Source organism: Pedobacter yulinensis (genome assembly GCF_003029735.1).
In the GTDB taxonomy this organism is placed as follows: domain Bacteria; phylum Bacteroidota; class Bacteroidia; order Sphingobacteriales; family Sphingobacteriaceae; genus Pedobacter; species Pedobacter yulinensis.
This window is the reverse complement of record NZ_KZ686268.1, coordinates 1,237,563-1,254,587: the sequence shown is the minus strand read 5'-3', so window position 1 is coordinate 1,254,587 and position 17,025 is coordinate 1,237,563. Positions and strand designations below refer to the sequence as shown.

The window sequence follows — 17,025 nt, the reverse complement described above, 5'->3', positions numbered from 1 at the left end:
AATGTTTTAAACCGTTTAAATCAGGAGATTAATTGATAAATTGCCAGCTTAATGTAACACATAAACTCCATGAAACAACTGACCTGTATCTTACTGGCCTGTATTTTCTCGCTCTCAGCAGCCGCTCGGCAACGGTCCGCGCATGTTAACCTGATTCCGGAACCTGTATCTGTTGTTAACAATGGCGGCCATTTTGTTCTGCCTCAGCATGTAACCATCCAGTCGGCCGCCATTCCTGAATTAAAGGTGGCGTTAGACCTGCTGAAACAAAAGATCGGTACTGCTACCGGCAGTTTTGTGAGCCATGTAACACACAGCGAAAAAACGCCGGCGATCCGGCTGGCTATCCTTGCCAAAAAGGAGCAGACGCTCGGCACCGAAGGCTACCAGTTGAGCGTAACCCCACAGCAGATCGTTGTGAAGGCAAACGAACCTGCCGGCCTGTTTTACGGGGTGCAAACGCTGCTGCAGTTATTTCCTGCCGATATAGAGAGTAAAGAAAAACAAGCCGGCGTAAAATGGCAGGTACCGTGCCTCGAAATTACCGACTATCCGCGCCTGGGTTGGCGCGGCCTGATGTTTGACGTAGCCAGACACTTCTTTACCAAAGATGAGGTCAAACAATACATTGACGCCATGGTCAGGTATAAGTTCAACATGCTTCACTTTCACCTCACCGACGATGAAGGCTGGCGGCTTGAAATCAAAGGACTGCCCAAACTGACCGAGATCGGCGCCTGGAACGTTAAGAAAGTCGGCTCATTCGGTACGTTTTCGCCTCCGGGCCCCGATGAGCCCCGTACATATGGTGGATTTTACACCCAGGATGACATCCGTGAGCTGGTAAAGTATGCAAAAGACCGGTTCGTAAACATCATTCCTGAGATCGATGTGCCGGGCCACAGCCTCGCCGTGATCGCCTCCTACCCTGAACTGTCATGCACCCCGGGCGCTGAAAAATACAGGGTACGTTCAGGTGAGCAGATCATGGACTGGTCGCGCGGCGCGCCGCCAATTGCATTGGTAGACAATACACTTTGCCCGGCTAATGAGAAGGTCTACACCTTCCTGGACACGGTCATTACCCAGGTAGCCAAACTTTTTCCGTTCGAATACATCCATATGGGCGGAGATGAGGCCCCCCACAATTTTTGGGAGAAAAATGAGCAGGTCAAACAACTCATGAAACGGGAAGGCCTGAAAACGATTCCACAGGTACAGGCTTACTTCGAAAAACGTGTAGAACAGATTGTCGTGGCCAAAGGGAAGAAATTCATGGCCTGGGACGAGATCCTGGAGGGTGGTGCCTCGCCTACAGCCGCTGTGATGAGCTGGCGCGGCATGAAATACGGGATCGAAGCGGCGAAGGCCGGCCACAAGGTAGTGATCAGCCCGACTGAGTTTGCGTACCTCGACTACATGCAGGCAGATGAGGCCACCGAGCCGCGCGTGTATGCCAGCCTGCGGCTGAACAAAAGTTACCAGTTTGAGCCGGTTCCTCCGGGCCTGGATCCAAAAAACGTACTGGGTGCACAGGCAAACCTTTGGACCGAGCAGATTTATAACATCCGTCAGGCCGAGTACATGACCTGGCCGCGCGGCTTCGCCATTGCCGAGTCGGCCTGGTCTCAGCCCGATAAAAAAGACTGGAATAATTTCGTAACACGTACAGAAGACCACTTCAGGCGTCTTGACCTTGCAGAAACCAAGTATTCGCCGGCCATTTATGACCCGGCAGTTCGCGTTCGCCGTACGGCTGATAAACAGTTGTCAGTCGAATTAACACCAGAAATTCAAGGGCTCGATATTTATTACAGCTTCGATAACTCGACACCAGACCATTTCTACCCAAAATACACAGAACCGGTAGCCGTACCGAAAGATGCTTCGCTGCTCCGGGTTGTGACCTATAGGGGTAAGAAGCAGGTGGGCAGGCTGATAACGATCGCCGTAAGTGACCTGAACAAGCGGTCAGGCAAATAAAAAAACGGGCGGCTTCGATGAAACCGCCTGTTTTTTGTCTTATCAGGATTTTAACCTTCCATTTCCTTGCGCAGGAACTTGCCCGTCAGGCTGATCGGATTCTGGATCAACCCTTCGGGCGTGCCCTCAAAAATGATCCTTCCGCCGCCTGAGCCGCCCTCTTCGCCGAGGTCGATGACCCAGTCGGCCACTTTAACCACATCCAGGTTGTGTTCAATGACCAGCACGGTATTGCCACGGTCTACCAGCTCGTCGAGTACACCCAGCAGTACGCGGATATCTTCGAAATGCAGGCCGGTTGTAGGCTCGTCAAGGATGTAAAATGTTTTGCCCGTATCTTTTTTCGACAATTCGGTTGCGAGTTTCACCCGCTGCGCTTCGCCGCCAGACAGGGTCACAGACGACTGCCCCAGGGTGATGTATCCGAGGCCAACATCTTTGAGCGTTTTGATCTTGCGGTATATGGCAGGAATATGTTCGAAAAACTCTACTGCAGCTTCAATGCTCATATCCAGCACATCGCTGATCGATTTGCCGCGATAGCGCACCTCGAGCGTTTCGCGGTTGTACCGCTTGCCTGAGCATTCCTCGCAGGGAACCTGCACATCTGGCAGGAAATTCATTTCGATCACTTTCATGCCAGCGCCCTGACAGGTTTCGCAGCGCCCACCCTTCACATTGAAAGAAAAGCGCCCCGGTTTGTAGCCTCTGATCTTTGCTTCAGGCAATTGCACAAACAGGTTGCGGATGTCTGAAAACACGCCGGTATAGGTAGAAGGATTTGAACGCGGCGTGCGGCCGATCGGCGTCTGGTCGATCTCGATCACCTTATCTATTTCCTTTAGCCCGGTAACTTTTTCATACGGCAGCGGCGTTTTTTTGGCCCTGAAAAAATGGTGGTTCAGGATGGGGTAAAGCGTTTCGGTGATCAAGCTGGACTTCCCGCTGCCGGAAACACCGGTTACGGCAATAAACTTGCCGAGCGGAAAGTCGACAGACACTTCCTTAAGGTTATGTCCGGTTGCCTTGGTGATGGAAAGCTTATGTCCGTTCCCTTTGCGGCGTTTTGCCGGCACGGGAATTTCCTTCCGGCCGTTCAGGTAAGCTGCCGTGAGCGTGTCCGATTTCAGGATGTCTGCGGGTTTGCCCTGTGCAACGATGGTTCCGCCATGTAAACCTGCAGCCGGCCCCACGTCGATGACGTAATCGGCTTCCAGGATCATATCTTTATCGTGTTCGACGACGAGGACTGTATTGCCCAGGTCGCGCAGGTCCTTTAGGGCCTTGATGAGGCGTTCATTGTCGCGCTGGTGCAGTCCGATACTCGGCTCATCAAGAATATACATCACATTCATGAGCTGGGAGCCGATTTGCGTAGCGAGGCGAATGCGCTGCGCTTCGCCGCCCGAAAGCGTCCTGGACGTACGGTCCAGGGTCAGGTAGGTCAGGCCAACATCGGTCAGGAAACCGATCCTGGCGCGTATCTCTTTCAGGATCTCGCGGGCAATGGTATTCTGGCGCTCAGAAAGCTGTGCTTCTACTCCCGAGAACCAGCCTTTCAATTCACCGATATCGATAGATGCCAGTTCGAAAATATTTTTTCCGGCTACTTTGAAATGCAGGCTTTCCTGTTTCAGTCGCGCGCCGCTGCATTCAGGACAGGTTTTCAGCTTCCGGAAAGCATCCATATCATCAGTTACCCCTTCGGTACGCCGCTCCTGCTGTTCTTCGAGCGTTTTGATAATGCCATCAAAGGTAATGCTGTAGTTCTGAACATTCCACTTGTTATATTCGACCGGCACGGTGATCAGGTCCGGGCTGCCATTCAGAATAATATCGACTGCTTCTTCAGCCAGTTTCTCGATCGGTGTAGACAATGAAAAATTGTATTTCTTGCCCAAAGCCTTCAATACCTGGAACATCCAGGTGTCCCGGTACTCGCCAAGCGGGGCAAGACCGCCGTTCACGATGCTGAGTTTCGGATTGGGGATAACTGATTCGCGGTCAACCACAGTAATATATCCCAGGCCGCTGCAGCGCTCACAGGCGCCGTACGGCGAGTTAAACGAGAAGCTGTTCGGTTGCGGTTCGTCATACGATATACCCGTTGTCGGGCACATCAGAAAGCGGCTGAAATGGGCTACGTTGTTATCCTTGTCGCTGATCTTGATAATGCCCTTGCCCATTTTCATGGCCGTTTGCAGGGAGTCGAGCAAACGCTTCCGGTCTTTCCGGTCTACGAGCAGGCGGTCTACGACCACTTCGATATCGTGGATCTTGTACCTGTCTACCTGCATTTTCGGACCGATGTCTTTGATCTCCCCGTCTACCCTGACCTTGACGTAACCTTGCTTACGGATCTGCTCAAACAGTTCGCGGTAGTGCCCCTTGCGGCCCTTTACGACCGGCGCAAGGATATTGACGGGCATGCCGTCGAATTTTTTGAAAATGGCTTCCACGATCTGGTCTTCAGACATGCGTTCCATCTTCTCACCGGTGTTGTACGAAAAGGCATCTGCCACCCGCGCAAACAGCAGGCGCATGAAATCATAGATCTCGGTGATCGTGCCTACCGTAGAACGCGGGTTTTTGCTGGTCGTTTTCTGCTCGATGGCGATAACCGGGCTCAGCCCCGATACCTTATCCACGTCGGGCCTTTCCATGCCGCCCATAAATTGCCGGGAATATGCACTGAAGGTTTCCATGTACCGGCGCTGGCCTTCGGCGTAAATGGTGTCGAACGCAAGCGAAGACTTTCCACTGCCGCTCAACCCCGTTACCACGACGAGCTGGTTGCGCGGGAAACTGACGTCGATATTTTTTAAATTATGGACCCGGGCACCATACACTTCTACATCCTTTTGCTCGCCCAGATCGACGGTATTTTTGCTCATATATTAAGTTGAAGATCAACGCCGGTAACCGGCATTTTCAAAGCACAAAAATGCTAAAAATTTTATCAAAAGAAAAGCCGGAATTATTCTGATGTTGAACAAACGAAGCCGCCTGTTGTTTGGCGCCGCCCGGGGCTTTGCATAAAAAAAGGACATCCTTGCCGGACATCCTTTTCGTTGTGCTCGCTTTTATTTTTTTAGTCGTTATTCATGGCCAGAAGCGATTTATTCTTGTTATAGCCATACCGGACCGGATCTTCCAGGATCTGTTTCATGGAGATCAGTTTATAGACATACGCCCCGGTTTCCCGGTTCAGCCTCATTTTGTAATAGTTGTCCTGATTTTGCCGGTGTATCTGGCGCATCAGTTTGACATCGCCTACATTGTAAGCTGCCGCCACGAGTGTCCAGTTATCGAAAATGCTGTAGAGTTCCCTGATGTACTTGCAGGCTGCAACGGTAGATTTGCGCAGGTTATGCCGCTCATCGACATGGCGGTTTACCTTAAGGCCATAGCTGCGGGCGGTCTGCGGCATGAATTGCCAGATGCCGGCAGCACCCTTTGGTGAAATGCCGACTTTAAGACCAGATTCGACCAGCACGATGTATTTAAAATCGTTGGGAATGCGGTATGCAGCCAAAATGGGTTCGATAACGGGAAACCACCTGGCCGCCTTAATGTGCAACAGATTGGTTTGCAGTTTGCCGTAGGAATGCGCAGTAAGCGTTTTCCTGAGTTTTTTTTCTACCCGCCGGTCGCCGGCAGGGAGATCTTCGTTTGCGAAGCTGAACCGGGAAATATATGGCGTCTCCGGCGCCGCCTTCTCAACCCTTAACCGTGGTTTGGGTTCATTTTTTACTTCTTTTAAGGACTTGTTTTTTGCTTGGGGCAATTGGTAAGCGAACACTTTTGCCATGATCAATAAAACAATAATTATTGAGCATGTTAACAGGTGTTTCTTTATCATTTTCCTCCTTTTTTTGGTGAACAATTTAAAAGCGGCAACAAATGTACGATATATATATCTAATTATCAAATAGTTACAAAAAATCATTCCAAAATCGGCGTTTAAACAGCCGTGAAGGCCGTTTTTCAAAACAGAGAATTGGCGTGTTTTTGCCTTCGGCATCCGCGCTTTTTTCGTAAATTTGCTGTTGCATATTTTTATGCGTTTACATAGAACACATGAGTAGTCAGAACAAGAGGAACAGTCGGGATGACAAGTCCGGATCGGATCGCCAAGGATCCGAAAACAAGCGGGGAAGAAGCACAGGCAGCACAGACCGGAAAACCGGCGGAACCCGGGGCGCGAGGCCCGAAAGGCCGGGCAGCCTGAGCGGAGCCAGGAAGAAGCCGGCAGGCAGCCGAGAGGACAGCGCTTCTGGCGCCCGCAAAGCGCCTGTAAGACGCAAATCTGAAAGCAGCGAAGGAGAAAGAGATTACTCATCGAGGGCCCGCAGCACACGCGAGAACCCCGAACGCGGACGCAGCGCTGCCCGCAGCAATGACCGCCCTGAACGAAATGAGCGCGCCCCATGGGGAGAAAGATCCGAACGTGCACCAAGAGGCGAAAGACCGGAACGTGCTCCAAGAGGTGAGAGACCGGAACGTGCTTCACGAGGTGAAAGACCGGAACGTGCTTCAAGAGGTGAAAGACCGGAACGCGCGCCGAGAGGTGAAAGAACGGAACGAGCACCAAGAGGTGAAAGAACGGAACGCGCACCACGTACAGAAAGAGCAGACCGGGCACCGCGTTCTGAGCGCCCCGAGCGTTTCAGCCGCGAAAAAAGCGCCGATACAGATCGCGGATTTTCAGATTCGCGCCCATTCAGAAAACGGGAAACCACAGGAAGGAAACCAACTGTCAGGCGAGAAGCAGGTGATGCTGCCCCCGTCCGCAAGACAGCCGAAGACAAGGGCCTGATCCGCCTGAACCGCTACATTGCCAATTCGGGCATTTGCTCACGCCGCAAGGCCGACGAACTCATTGAAGCAGGTACCGTAATGGTAAACGGCGAAGTGATCAGCGAACTCGGCCATAAAGTTGACCCTGCTAAAGATGAGATCCGTTACAACGGCGAACTCTTGAAGCGCGAGAAAAAAGTTTATGTACTCCTGAATAAACCCAAAGATTATATCACCACGACAGACGATCCGCAGGAACGCAGAACCGTCATGGCGCTGGTTGAAAAGGCGAGCAAAGAACGCATTTATCCCGTAGGCAGACTTGACCGGAATACCACCGGGCTGCTGCTGATGACAAATGACGGCGACCTTGCCGATAAACTTTCGCATCCTAAAAATGGTGTGACCAAAATTTACCAGGTAGAACTGAACAAGAACCTGACGCAGGGCGACATGAACAAGATTGCCTTCGGCATTGAACTTGAAGACGGCGTGATCAAACCGGACAGCGTTTCTTATGTTACAGGCGGCTCTAAAAAAGAGATCGGCATTCAAATTCACAGCGGTAAAAACCGCATTGTACGCCGTATATTCGAACACCTCGGCTATGAGGTGGTCAAGCTGGACCGCGTGGTGTTTGCCAACCTGACAAAAAAAGATCTTCCGCGCGGCCGCTGGCGTTACCTGGAAGAACATGAACTGATCCAGATCAAACACCTGATCAAATAAACTGCAGCAGAAACAGATTGCTCCGGGGCTTTCAGGCCACGCTTGCCAGGACTTAAAAAAAATTTAAACAATCGGAATGAAAAAGTTTTTCTATTTGTTACTCATAGTCATGACAGCAACAGAAGCCCCGGCGCAACAGTTTAACCTGCTTATCGGCACTTACACCCATGGGGGCAAGAGCGAAGGCATTTATTCCTATCGTTTCACAGCAGCAAGAGACTCGTTCTCTTACATGCGGCAGGGTGTAACAAAACTCTCAGATCCCAGTTACCTGTGCGTATCGCCAGATCAACGCTTTGTTTATGCTGTAACCGAAGGTAGTGAAGAAAAAAGTGCGGTCAGCGCGTTTAAATTTGACAAAAAGAATGGGACACTTCTTTTCCTGAACAAAGCGCTGACCAATGCCGAGGCACCCTGTTTCGTTACCGCCAACCGGCACCATGTGATCACGGCAAACTACGGCGGCGGAAGCCTTTCCGTTTTCGGCCGCAGCGAAAGCGGAAAACTGACAGATCTCAAACAACAACTTCAGCATACCGGCAAGGGTATCGACGCAAAAAAAAGACAGGAAAGTGCGCACGTACACATGGTGCGGTTTACACCTGACAAAAAATTTCTGCTCGCAACCGACCTCGGTGAGGACCACATTTACGTGTATCGCTACGACAAAACGGCCGAACGGCCCTTGTCAGTGAAATCAGTTGTTAAAACGACTGCAGGCACCGGCCCGCGGCACCTGACCTTCAGCCCGAACGGGCGCTTCGCCTACCTGGTACACGAGTTTAACGGCAGCGTTTCGGCATACCGCTACCGGAACGGGGAACTGGATCTGCTGCAACAGATCACCACGATCGATGCCGGTTTCAGAGGCAATGTAGATGCGGCCGACATTCATGTATCGCCTGATGGCAAATTCCTCTATGAAACAAACCGTGGGGATGCCAACAGCATCAGCGTCTTTTCCATCGGTAACGATGGCCGCCTGACATTTGTTCAGCGCATATCGACCAAAGGCAAAGGGCCGCGTAACTTCGTGATTGACCCCACAGGAAACTATGTATTGGTTGCACACCAGTACACGGACAACGTGGTCATCTTCAGACGCGATAAAACTACAGGCCTTTTAACAGATATGAAATCTGAGATTAAGGTCGGCGCACCGGTTTGCCTGGTTTTTACCCCGGTACGTTAAGCACGGAGTTTAAAGTATTCAGATCAGGCATTTACCCGAAGGTCTGCCTGTGCTTTCTCCAGAATTTCCGTGTAATATTCGATGTATTTTGGCAGGATCAGCTTGAGGTCAAAGTCCCTGGCCCTGGCAAGCGCATTGTTCTTAAACCCGGCAAGCGTTTCGTCGTCTTTCAAAATGGTAATGGCGTTCTCTGCCATGCCATCTACGTCCCCAACGTCGTTCAAAAAGCCTGAGAAACCCTGAACATTCAGTTCGGGCAGGCCGCCCGCGTTGGAAGAAATAACGGGAACTTTACAAGCCATCGCTTCAAGCGCAGCCAGTCCGAAACTTTCAGATTCAGAGGGAATAAGAAAGAGGTCTGACACAGACAGAATTTCCTCGACAGCATCCTGCTTACCTAAAAAACGAACATGGTCACAGATCTCCATGCTGCGGCACAGCTGCTCGTTGTAAGCCCGTTCCGGCCCATCGCCCACCATTAGCAGTTTTGAAGGGATCTGCTGCAATACTTTTTCAAAGACCCTGATCACATCATCTGTGCGCTTCACTTTCCTGAAATTGGACGTGTGGATCAGGATGCGCTCATTGTTTGGCGCTATGGCTTTTTTGAAGTGGTCCTTGGCCTGCAGGCTAAACCTTCTGAAATCGATGAAGTTCGGGATCACACGAATGTCTTTCTTGATCTCGAAATGGTTATAAGTATCCTCTTTCAGGTCGGCCGAAACGGTTGTAACACCGTCAGACTGGTTAATGGAAAAAGTAACCACCGGTTTATAGGTCGGGTCCTTGCCTACGAGCGTGATATCTGTACCGTGCAGTGTGGTGACAACCGGGATCCTGATGCCATAACTGGCCAGGATCTGTTTGGCCATGAAGGCGGCCGAGGCATGCGGAATGGCGTAATGTACATGCAGCAGGTCGAGGCTCTCGAAACGCACCACATCCACAAGTTTACTGGCCAGGGCCGACTCGTAGGGGGCATAATCGAACAGCGGATAGTCGCGTACCGATACCTCATGATAAAACAGATTCTGGGAGAAAAAATCCAGCCTGGCTGGCTGGCTGTAGGTAATGAAATGAACCTGGTGTCCTTCTTCCGCGAGCGCTTTACCCAATTCTGTCGCTACAACACCGCTTCCACCAAAGGTGGGATAACAAACAATACCTATCTTCATGAACAGGATCTAATGAAAAATGCGCTGACGCGTCCTTACGAACCTGTCATTGCCTTGTTAACTGATGTACAAATAAAAAGGCTTTCGGCGAATATTGTGTTAAGCGATTGCAATTATTTGAGCCCGGTTTCGGGGCTGTTCATTTCTTCCCTGATCACAAGGTAAAGCTCGTTCGGGCGTTGCGTGCCAATGTAGTATTCCAGGCCGTCCCGGTCTGTCAGCACAACGGCATCTTTGCCTGAGGCGTAAAAACGGATGCTGCCTTTGCGGTGAAGGTTGTAAACAGGGTTATTGAAGAGATAAGTGCTGTAACTGTCTTTACGAACATCTACAATTCCTGCCAGGTCGATCTTTACCTTTTTTGCTGTCCAGAGGCCATCGAGAATAACGCTCCTGTTGTGAACAATGATTTTGTACTGGATCAGGAACAGTAAAATTATGGACACGCCGATGATGCCGAAACCAACAACCAGGAACAGGTCTTTTGTGCGATCGCGGTCGCGCTCGTAAACATAAGCGGCAAAACAGAATGCTGCCATGACCAGCCTGATACAGATGCGGATGTAGTCCCTGCCGATGTATTGTTTCTCGAGATATGCGTATTTACCTTCCAACTGGATTAATTTTAAATTCGAATATAATAACTTTTTCTGTGCCTGGGCCCACTTTGTAGCGGTCGTCCAGGCGCATGCCTGCAACCCAGACAATGTCTCCGTTGCCGTTTACCAGCAAAGGTACCCTTTCTTTCTCGGCAAGACTGAGTTTCCGGTCTACAAAAAAATCGCTGACCTTTTTGAATCCTTTCATACCCAGCGGCCGAAAACGATCGCCCTGCTGCCAGAACCGCAGCGTAAGCGGGTACACAAGTTTATCGCGGTCGCACCAGGCAACATGCTGTTCGTCGGGTGGCTGTCCGGGAAGGCCTGCATGCTGGCTGACCGTCCAACCGGTGGCGATAACGGCCTCATCGTCAGGCTGCAGGATCCATGTTGTTGTTCCGGCTATCTGAACCGGTTCAATGACCAGGTGGTTACGGTCCTTGATCAGGCGGTGGCCGGAGCTGAAGAATTGCCGGCCACTCGGCGCATCCAGTACGCTGATGATGCGCGTCACAGCTTCTGCATGAAAGCCGAAAGGCCTCAGCAGTTCGAACAAAAGCAGCTCTTGCGGGTCGAGGCTTCTAACCAGTTCCAGGGGCAATTTTTGTAGGGGGCCGTCATGAATAAACGACTTGCGTAACGCCGCGACCGTATTGCCGAGCAACCGCTCTGCCTGTTCCATCCGCGCCGCGTTGTCGCTAAAGGTTGCTTCGAGCGAGGGATTGATCTGGCGCAACACTGGCAGCACTTCTTGACGGATCTTGTTGCGCTGATAATCGGTGCTGGCATTCGAGCTGTCTTCTACCCAGCCCATGCCGCAGCTTCGCGCAATTTCGTGTATGCCTGCAGCAGTTAAGAACAACAGCGGGCGGATCAGCTTTCCGTTTTTTGACCGGATGCCGTGCATGCCGCTAATACCGGTACCACGTAACTGGTTAATGAGCACCGTTTCGACCAGGTCTGTCTGGTGTTGTGCAAGCGCAATACAGGCAAAACCGCCCTCAACACGCTGTTCCTCGAACCATTGGTACCTGAGTTCGCGGGCAGCCATCTGGATAGAAAGCTGCTTTTCTTTGGCATAAGCGCGTGTATCGAACTTCCTGCTTAAAAATGGAACACCAAGCTCGGCTGCCAGCCGGCAAACAAAGGCCTCATCCCGTTCAGACTCAGCCCCCCGCAGGCCGAAATTGCAGTGTATGATCGAAAAGTTATACCCTGCTGCGTGGAACAGCCGGGCCATGAGAACCGAATCACGCCCGCCGCTTACTGCAAGCAGCACACGCTCTTCGGGGCTGAAAAGCTGCTTATCGGCAATAAACTTACGGAACGCGCTGAGCGGAAGCATGTGTCAAAAATATTTAATTTAAAATGGCTCCGCAAACAACTAACTTTGTAACGTGAAAAAGTTGCCTTTTCTGCTCTGCCTGATCTTGTTGCCAGGAATTCTCCTTGCGCAGAGCAAATCGCCCATACAGCTAACCAGTTATACCATTATCAATGGCGTGCCTGCACAGGACCTGGTCAGGTTGGGCAAACCTACGTTCAGACAGGACAATGCTATTCTGACTGCAGACAGCGCACATTTTTACCAGAAAAAAAATGTCTTCGAAGCCTTTGGAAATGTTCACATTAATCAGGCCGACACCGTTAATATCTTTTCTGACCAGCTTCATTACGACGGAAACAAAAAACAGGCACACCTGACCAATAATGTACGCCTGGTGCAGCGGGAATCGGTACTGACCACCAATGTGCTCGATTACAACATGGTGAGTAAAATCGGCACATACACCAACGGCGGGAAAATCGTAAACAAGGACGTAACGGTGACCAGCCGCAATGGCTATTACTTTGCCAACACCAATGACTCGTATTTTCGCTACAATGTCCTGGTCAAAACGCCGCAGAGTACGATTACTTCAGATACGATGCGGTACAATACGCAAAGCAAATGGACCTATTTTTATGGCCCGACAAATATCAAGGGCAAGGACGATAATTTGTACACTGAAAACGGACTCTACAATACGCTTTCTGAAAAAGCTTTTTTTGGAAAAAGGAACCTGTATAAAAACGGCAGCAAGTCGCTTAAGGGCGACAGCCTGACCTGGGACGGAAAAGCCGGATATGGCAAGGCGGTTGGGAATATCTTTTTCCGGGACACAACAGACAAAACCCTGCTGCGCGGTGAGGTTGGGGAGTATTTTAAAAAAACTGAACGCACGCTCGTTACCAAAAATGCGTATTTCGGCATAGAAACATCAGATTCTGTCAAGGTTGGCAAGAAGATGACCCTCGACAGCCTCTGGATGGGCGCTGATACCCTGGAAACACAGATGGTGCTTCAGAAAACGCTCAAATTATTACCAAAGATATCCGTAAAGGCAAACAATGAACTGGATTTCGAAGAGCGCGGCGGTGCCGAGTCACAAAGTGACAGCACGGCTGCTGTAAGGCCTCCGATGTCAGCACCGGGTGAAAAAGCCAGCGCACCAGCAACCGCTCCTTCGGTTGAGCAGGCAAAAACTTCTTCCCCGAAAAAAGAAACGCCGGCAGAGCGGCGCCGAAAGCGCCGGGCCGAAAAAGCGGGCGAACCTGCAGGAGCGAGGCCGGAAGTGGCGAGCCCAGCCGCCCTGGCAACAGATTCAGTGAAGTTAAAAGCAGCGGCAGACAGCCTGCTGCGCAGCAAGGCGGCAGACAGCCTGGTCAGAACAGCAGCAAAGGCCCGTGCCGATTCTGTCGCATCAAAACCAAATGGCCTTACGCGTGCCGAGATCAGAAAAGCAGGCCGGGCGGCCCGAACGGTGACCCAATCTGCCGCTAATGCGGCCGCACAGCCCAAAAAGCAAGCTCCGGTTACGCCGCTGGATACTATGCGCACACGGGTGATCAACGCCTACCACAATGTAAGGGTATACAAAAGCGATATGCAGGCCAAGGCCGACTCACTTTTTTATACCAGCGCAGACTCCACACTTCGCTGTTACCAGAACCCCATACTCTGGTCGCAGGGATCGCAGCAAACCGGCGATACCATTCATATCCAGTTTGTCAATAAAAAGGTTAATTCTGTACAGGTTATCCAGTCGGCATTCCTGGTTAATACCCCGCCAGATTCCCTGCGGTTTAACCAGATCAAGGGAAAAATATTAACCGGTTTCTTCAGCAAAGGCAAACTCAACACGCTTTTCGTTGACGGCAATGCAGAAAGTATTTACTTCACGCAGGACGACAGCACGAAACTTTACAAGGAAATGAACCAGACGGTAGGCAGCCGGCTGAAAATTTCTTTCGCAGATAACGAGATCGAGAAGATCGTCAACATCAAAAAGCCCGAGGGTGTACTTTATCCTGTAGAAGAAGCCCCCAAAGAATCTTTTTTAAAAGGATTTATCTGGAAACCTGAAGACCGGCCTAAATCAAAGCTCGATGCCATCAGGGCGCCAAAGAAAAAGACAAGTAAAGCGGCGGCGGCGAAAAAACCTGGAGCCCGCGCCCAAACCCAGGCAAAACCAGGCACTGCCGGCAAACCGGCCCGGCAACCGGGTGTTACAACGCCTGCAACAGCTGCGCCGGCAAGCGGCACAGGTACCAGGCCACGCCCGGCCACACTGCAAGACACGACCGCTGCGCCGGTACGAAAGCTGCCAAACCTCATTCCTGATACAACCGGCAGAACTGAGCCGCCGATTGTCCGCCCGGGAAGCACACTGAAAAAACAGGCAGACAGCGCTGCAAAAAGAAATAATTAAGTACCGCTGCAGCTGCCTGCGCCATGCGTTGTGCAACTGCCAGAGAACATACCGGCTACTGCCCCTGCAGAAAAGCGATCAGTTTGGCCATGGCCTTTGCCCGGTGGCTAATCGCGTTCTTTTGTTCAGTCGCCATTTCAGCAAAAGTGCAGTCGTAGCCTTCCGGCTGAAAAACCGGGTCATATCCAAAACCTTTGCTTCCCGATGGCGCGGTTCTGATGGTCCCCGTTGCAAAACCTTCGAAATAATAGGTTTCTGATCCTTGTATGAGACAGATAACCGTACGGAACTGCGCCCTGCGGTCGGCAATGCCTTCCATATTTTTCAGCAGCAGCGCCATATTCGCGGCGTCACCGCCACCACCGGCATACCGTGCTGAAAAGACGCCCGGTTCCTCGTTTAGAGCGGCAACTTCCAGTCCGCTGTCATCAGAAAAACAATCAACCCCGAAATTATCTTTTACGAACTTGCTTTTCAGCAAGGCGTTCTCATTGAAACTGGTTCCGGTTTCGGGAATATCGGTGGTACAGCCAATGTCTTTCAGGTTAAGCACCTCGTACGCGTCGCCAAGATAGGCGCGTACTTCGGCGGCTTTATGGTCGTTGTTGGTTGCAAAAACAAGCTTTTGTTTCATCAGGCAGGGAAATTGAGTTTTTGAAGCGTGCCCCAAAGCTCCTTTTTCGCCATCGCGTCTGCATTCAGTGCATCGAGGCCGGCTGTAAGCACAACGGTCTGACCGCCCAGCTCGGCAGACCGGTGCAATGGAAAGTCGCCCAGGCCCAGGCTGGATGCCGGAACGCCGAAAATGATAAAATGACAGCCCGGGAAAAAGGCGGTATATTCGTTGAAGGTAGCACCGGCATTCCGGGCATGGTTGAGCAGGGCAAAGTCATTTCCGGAAAGGTTTACCGATTTCACGATCTTGCGCAGCAGTTCCCTGCCGGCTTCGCTGCCTATTTCATGCGTTTCATCGTTTACCAGGATGACCACGTTGCGTGCATTTTTTCCGACAAAAGAAAAACTCCGGGCTGGTTTTGCGGCTGTATCCGGCGCGATAACAACCTTTGCCTCCGCCTGCGGCACTACGAACTCTGGCTTTGCGACCTGCAGATCCGGTTCCCGGTGCGCCCCAACGCTTTGCAGCGGCACCACTAACGTGGGCTCCTCGACCAGGAAAATCTCTTCGGTAAAAAACAGCGAAAGGGTTGCGGGATCGGTACTTGTCTGGGTGTCCATGTGTTTATTGCGGCAGCAGATTTTCTGTTAAAATTAGTTAAATATCTCCAATAGCAACCCGATATTCTTACTTTTATGTTCCCGAAACACCCTTCATACCCTGTGCCGGGCAGATTCAAAAATGTTCATCTGTCAGTTGCAGAATTAGTTGTAAATTTGCGGGATATTAAAATTGAAATCAATCAGAATGAAGAGAATTCTTGTGGCGGTGCCTTTTGTGCTCTGCCTGGCGATCAGTGCGAAGGCTCAAAAAAAAGCGATAGATAAGGTTGCTGCCATTGTAGGTAACAACATTATCCTGGCTTCCGATCTTGATCAGCAATACACACAATACCTGGCACAGGGCAATCCGGCAAACCCGGAAGTAAAATGTTACTTTTTGCAGCAGTTACTTACACAAAAACTTTTGAAGCAGCAGGCCGAGATCGACTCGGTCATGGTAGATGAGGGCCAGATTGACGACGAAGTAGACCGCCGCATGCGTTACAGCATCAGGCGCGCAGGTGGCCAGGAACGCCTCGAGCAAATGCTGAACCGCTCTGTGCTGCAGTACAAGGACGAGATCAGACCCGATGTAAAAGAAGCCCTTATTTCGAACAAAATGCAGGGACAGATTACCAAAGATGTAAACGTAACCCCGCTCGAGGTAAAGAAATATTTTCAATCGCTCGGCGACAGCGTTCCACAGTTCAATACAGAGGTCGAAGTGGGCGAAATCGTTTTATACCCCAAGCTGACCAAAGAAGAAAAACAGAAATACTACGACAAGGCAGAAGCCATGCGTTTGCGCATTAAAAGCGGCGAAGACTTTGCCTTTCTGGCCAAAACGTATTCAGAAGACCCGGGATCGGCTGCCGACGGCGGTGACCTTGGATTTTTTGACCGTTCAACCATGGCAAAGGAATTTACGGCCTGGGCATTTAAGCTGAAAGCCGGCGACATCTCGCCGGTTTTTGAAACGCAGTACGGTTACCACTTTCTGCAGGTTATTGAGCGCCGTGGTGAGCAGGTTCACGCACGCCACATCCTGGTTATTCCGAAAAACACACCTGAAAGCATGCAGCGCCTGAAGTTACATGCAGACAGCATTTACCAGAACATCAAAACCGACAAGATACCGTTTTCGACTGCCGCTTCGCTGTACTCGAACAACGATGAGACCAAATATACCGGCGGCATGATCCTGCACTCAGACGAAGTATCTTCCCGTACAACCTTTATCCCGGTAGACAAACTGGATCCGAACGTCTTTGTTGTCATTGATACCATGAAAGTTGGCGGCCTGTCGCGTCCCACCGAATTTACCGGACAGGATGGCAAAACCGGATACCGCATCCTTACGCTGAAATCAAAAATTCCACCGCACAAGGCGAACCTGGAACAGGATTACCCTAAAATCAGGGAGGCTGCCCAAACCGATAAGGTAAACCGCACACTGAGCGAATGGTTCGAGAAACGCCGCGAAAGCACATACATCAAAATAGACCCCGAGTTTGCAACCTGCGAACAGCTGAAAATCTGGGCAAAAAATCAGGACCAGAAAGAATCAAAATAGCCTG

General features: G+C 51.0%; 12 protein-coding genes. 5 read left to right on the top strand and 7 right to left on the bottom strand.

Annotated elements, in window-relative coordinates; all coding sequences use genetic code 11:
* The first annotated feature begins 69 nt into the window (after nucleotides 1-69).
* Nucleotides 70-1,983 (top strand): beta-N-acetylhexosaminidase, encoded by a 1,914-nt coding sequence (locus C7T94_RS05570; RefSeq protein ID WP_107214292.1) that lies wholly within the window; start codon nucleotides 70-72, stop codon nucleotides 1,981-1,983.
* A gap of 50 nt (nucleotides 1,984-2,033) precedes the next feature.
* Here the strand turns inward: C7T94_RS05570 and uvrA are convergent, their stop codons facing one another.
* Both uvrA and C7T94_RS05560 read right to left on the bottom strand, forming a co-directional pair.
* A complete protein-coding gene (uvrA, locus tag C7T94_RS05565; RefSeq protein WP_107214291.1) occupies nucleotides 2,034-4,877 on the bottom strand; it encodes an excinuclease ABC subunit UvrA in 2,844 nt (947 codons plus the stop codon).
* Between the two features lie 197 nt (nucleotides 4,878-5,074).
* Complete coding sequence (locus C7T94_RS05560; RefSeq protein WP_239494934.1) at nucleotides 5,075-5,794, bottom strand: lytic transglycosylase domain-containing protein; 720 nt, start codon at nucleotides 5,792-5,794, stop codon at nucleotides 5,075-5,077.
* A gap of 269 nt (nucleotides 5,795-6,063) precedes the next feature.
* Here C7T94_RS05560 and C7T94_RS19765 point away from each other — a divergent pair, with 269 nt between their 5' ends.
* The gene (locus C7T94_RS19765; RefSeq protein ID WP_107214290.1) at nucleotides 6,064-7,512 is read left to right on the top strand and encodes a pseudouridine synthase; all 1,449 of its coding nucleotides are present in this window, start codon (nucleotides 6,064-6,066) and stop codon (nucleotides 7,510-7,512) included.
* A gap of 76 nt (nucleotides 7,513-7,588) precedes the next feature.
* Nucleotides 7,589-8,704: a lactonase family protein gene (locus C7T94_RS05550; protein ID WP_107214289.1), complete on the top strand. Its 1,116-nt coding sequence runs from the start codon at nucleotides 7,589-7,591 to the stop codon at nucleotides 8,702-8,704.
* A 23-nt stretch (nucleotides 8,705-8,727) separates the two neighbouring features.
* Here the strand turns inward: C7T94_RS05550 and bshA are convergent, their stop codons facing one another.
* The 3 genes from bshA to tilS form a co-directional block, all read right to left on the bottom strand.
* Complete coding sequence (gene bshA, locus C7T94_RS05545; RefSeq protein ID WP_107214288.1) at nucleotides 8,728-9,879, bottom strand: N-acetyl-alpha-D-glucosaminyl L-malate synthase BshA; 1,152 nt, start codon at nucleotides 9,877-9,879, stop codon at nucleotides 8,728-8,730.
* 113 nt (nucleotides 9,880-9,992) lie between these two features.
* Nucleotides 9,993-10,493: a hypothetical protein gene (locus C7T94_RS05540; RefSeq protein WP_107214287.1), complete on the bottom strand. Its 501-nt coding sequence runs from the start codon at nucleotides 10,491-10,493 to the stop codon at nucleotides 9,993-9,995.
* Nucleotides 10,483-11,823 (bottom strand): tRNA lysidine(34) synthetase TilS, encoded by a 1,341-nt coding sequence (tilS, locus tag C7T94_RS05535; RefSeq protein ID WP_107214286.1) that lies wholly within the window; start codon nucleotides 11,821-11,823, stop codon nucleotides 10,483-10,485. The genes C7T94_RS05540 and tilS overlap by 11 nt, the downstream gene beginning before the upstream one ends.
* 52 nt (nucleotides 11,824-11,875) lie before the next feature.
* Between tilS and C7T94_RS05530 the strand changes: the two genes are divergently transcribed.
* On the top strand, nucleotides 11,876-14,230 hold the full coding sequence (locus C7T94_RS05530; RefSeq protein ID WP_107214285.1) for an OstA-like protein: 2,355 nt from the start codon (nucleotides 11,876-11,878) through the stop codon (nucleotides 14,228-14,230).
* Nucleotides 14,231-14,285: 55 nt separating this feature from the next.
* On the opposite strand, the gene rdgB is transcribed toward C7T94_RS05530, so the two are convergent.
* The gene (rdgB, locus tag C7T94_RS05525; protein ID WP_107214284.1) at nucleotides 14,286-14,864 is read right to left on the bottom strand and encodes an RdgB/HAM1 family non-canonical purine NTP pyrophosphatase; all 579 of its coding nucleotides are present in this window, start codon (nucleotides 14,862-14,864) and stop codon (nucleotides 14,286-14,288) included.
* Nucleotides 14,864-15,466 carry a hypothetical protein gene (locus C7T94_RS05520; RefSeq protein ID WP_107214283.1) on the bottom strand — a complete coding sequence of 201 codons (603 nt, stop codon included), beginning with the start codon at nucleotides 15,464-15,466 and terminating at the stop codon, nucleotides 14,864-14,866. The genes rdgB and C7T94_RS05520 overlap by 1 nt, the downstream gene beginning before the upstream one ends.
* 187 nt (nucleotides 15,467-15,653) lie before the next feature.
* On the opposite strand from C7T94_RS05520, the gene C7T94_RS05515 reads away from it, so the two are divergent.
* Entirely contained in the window at nucleotides 15,654-17,021 is a 1,368-nt protein-coding gene (locus C7T94_RS05515) for a peptidylprolyl isomerase (RefSeq protein ID WP_107214282.1), read from the top strand.
* Nucleotides 17,022-17,025: the final 4 nt, after the last annotated feature.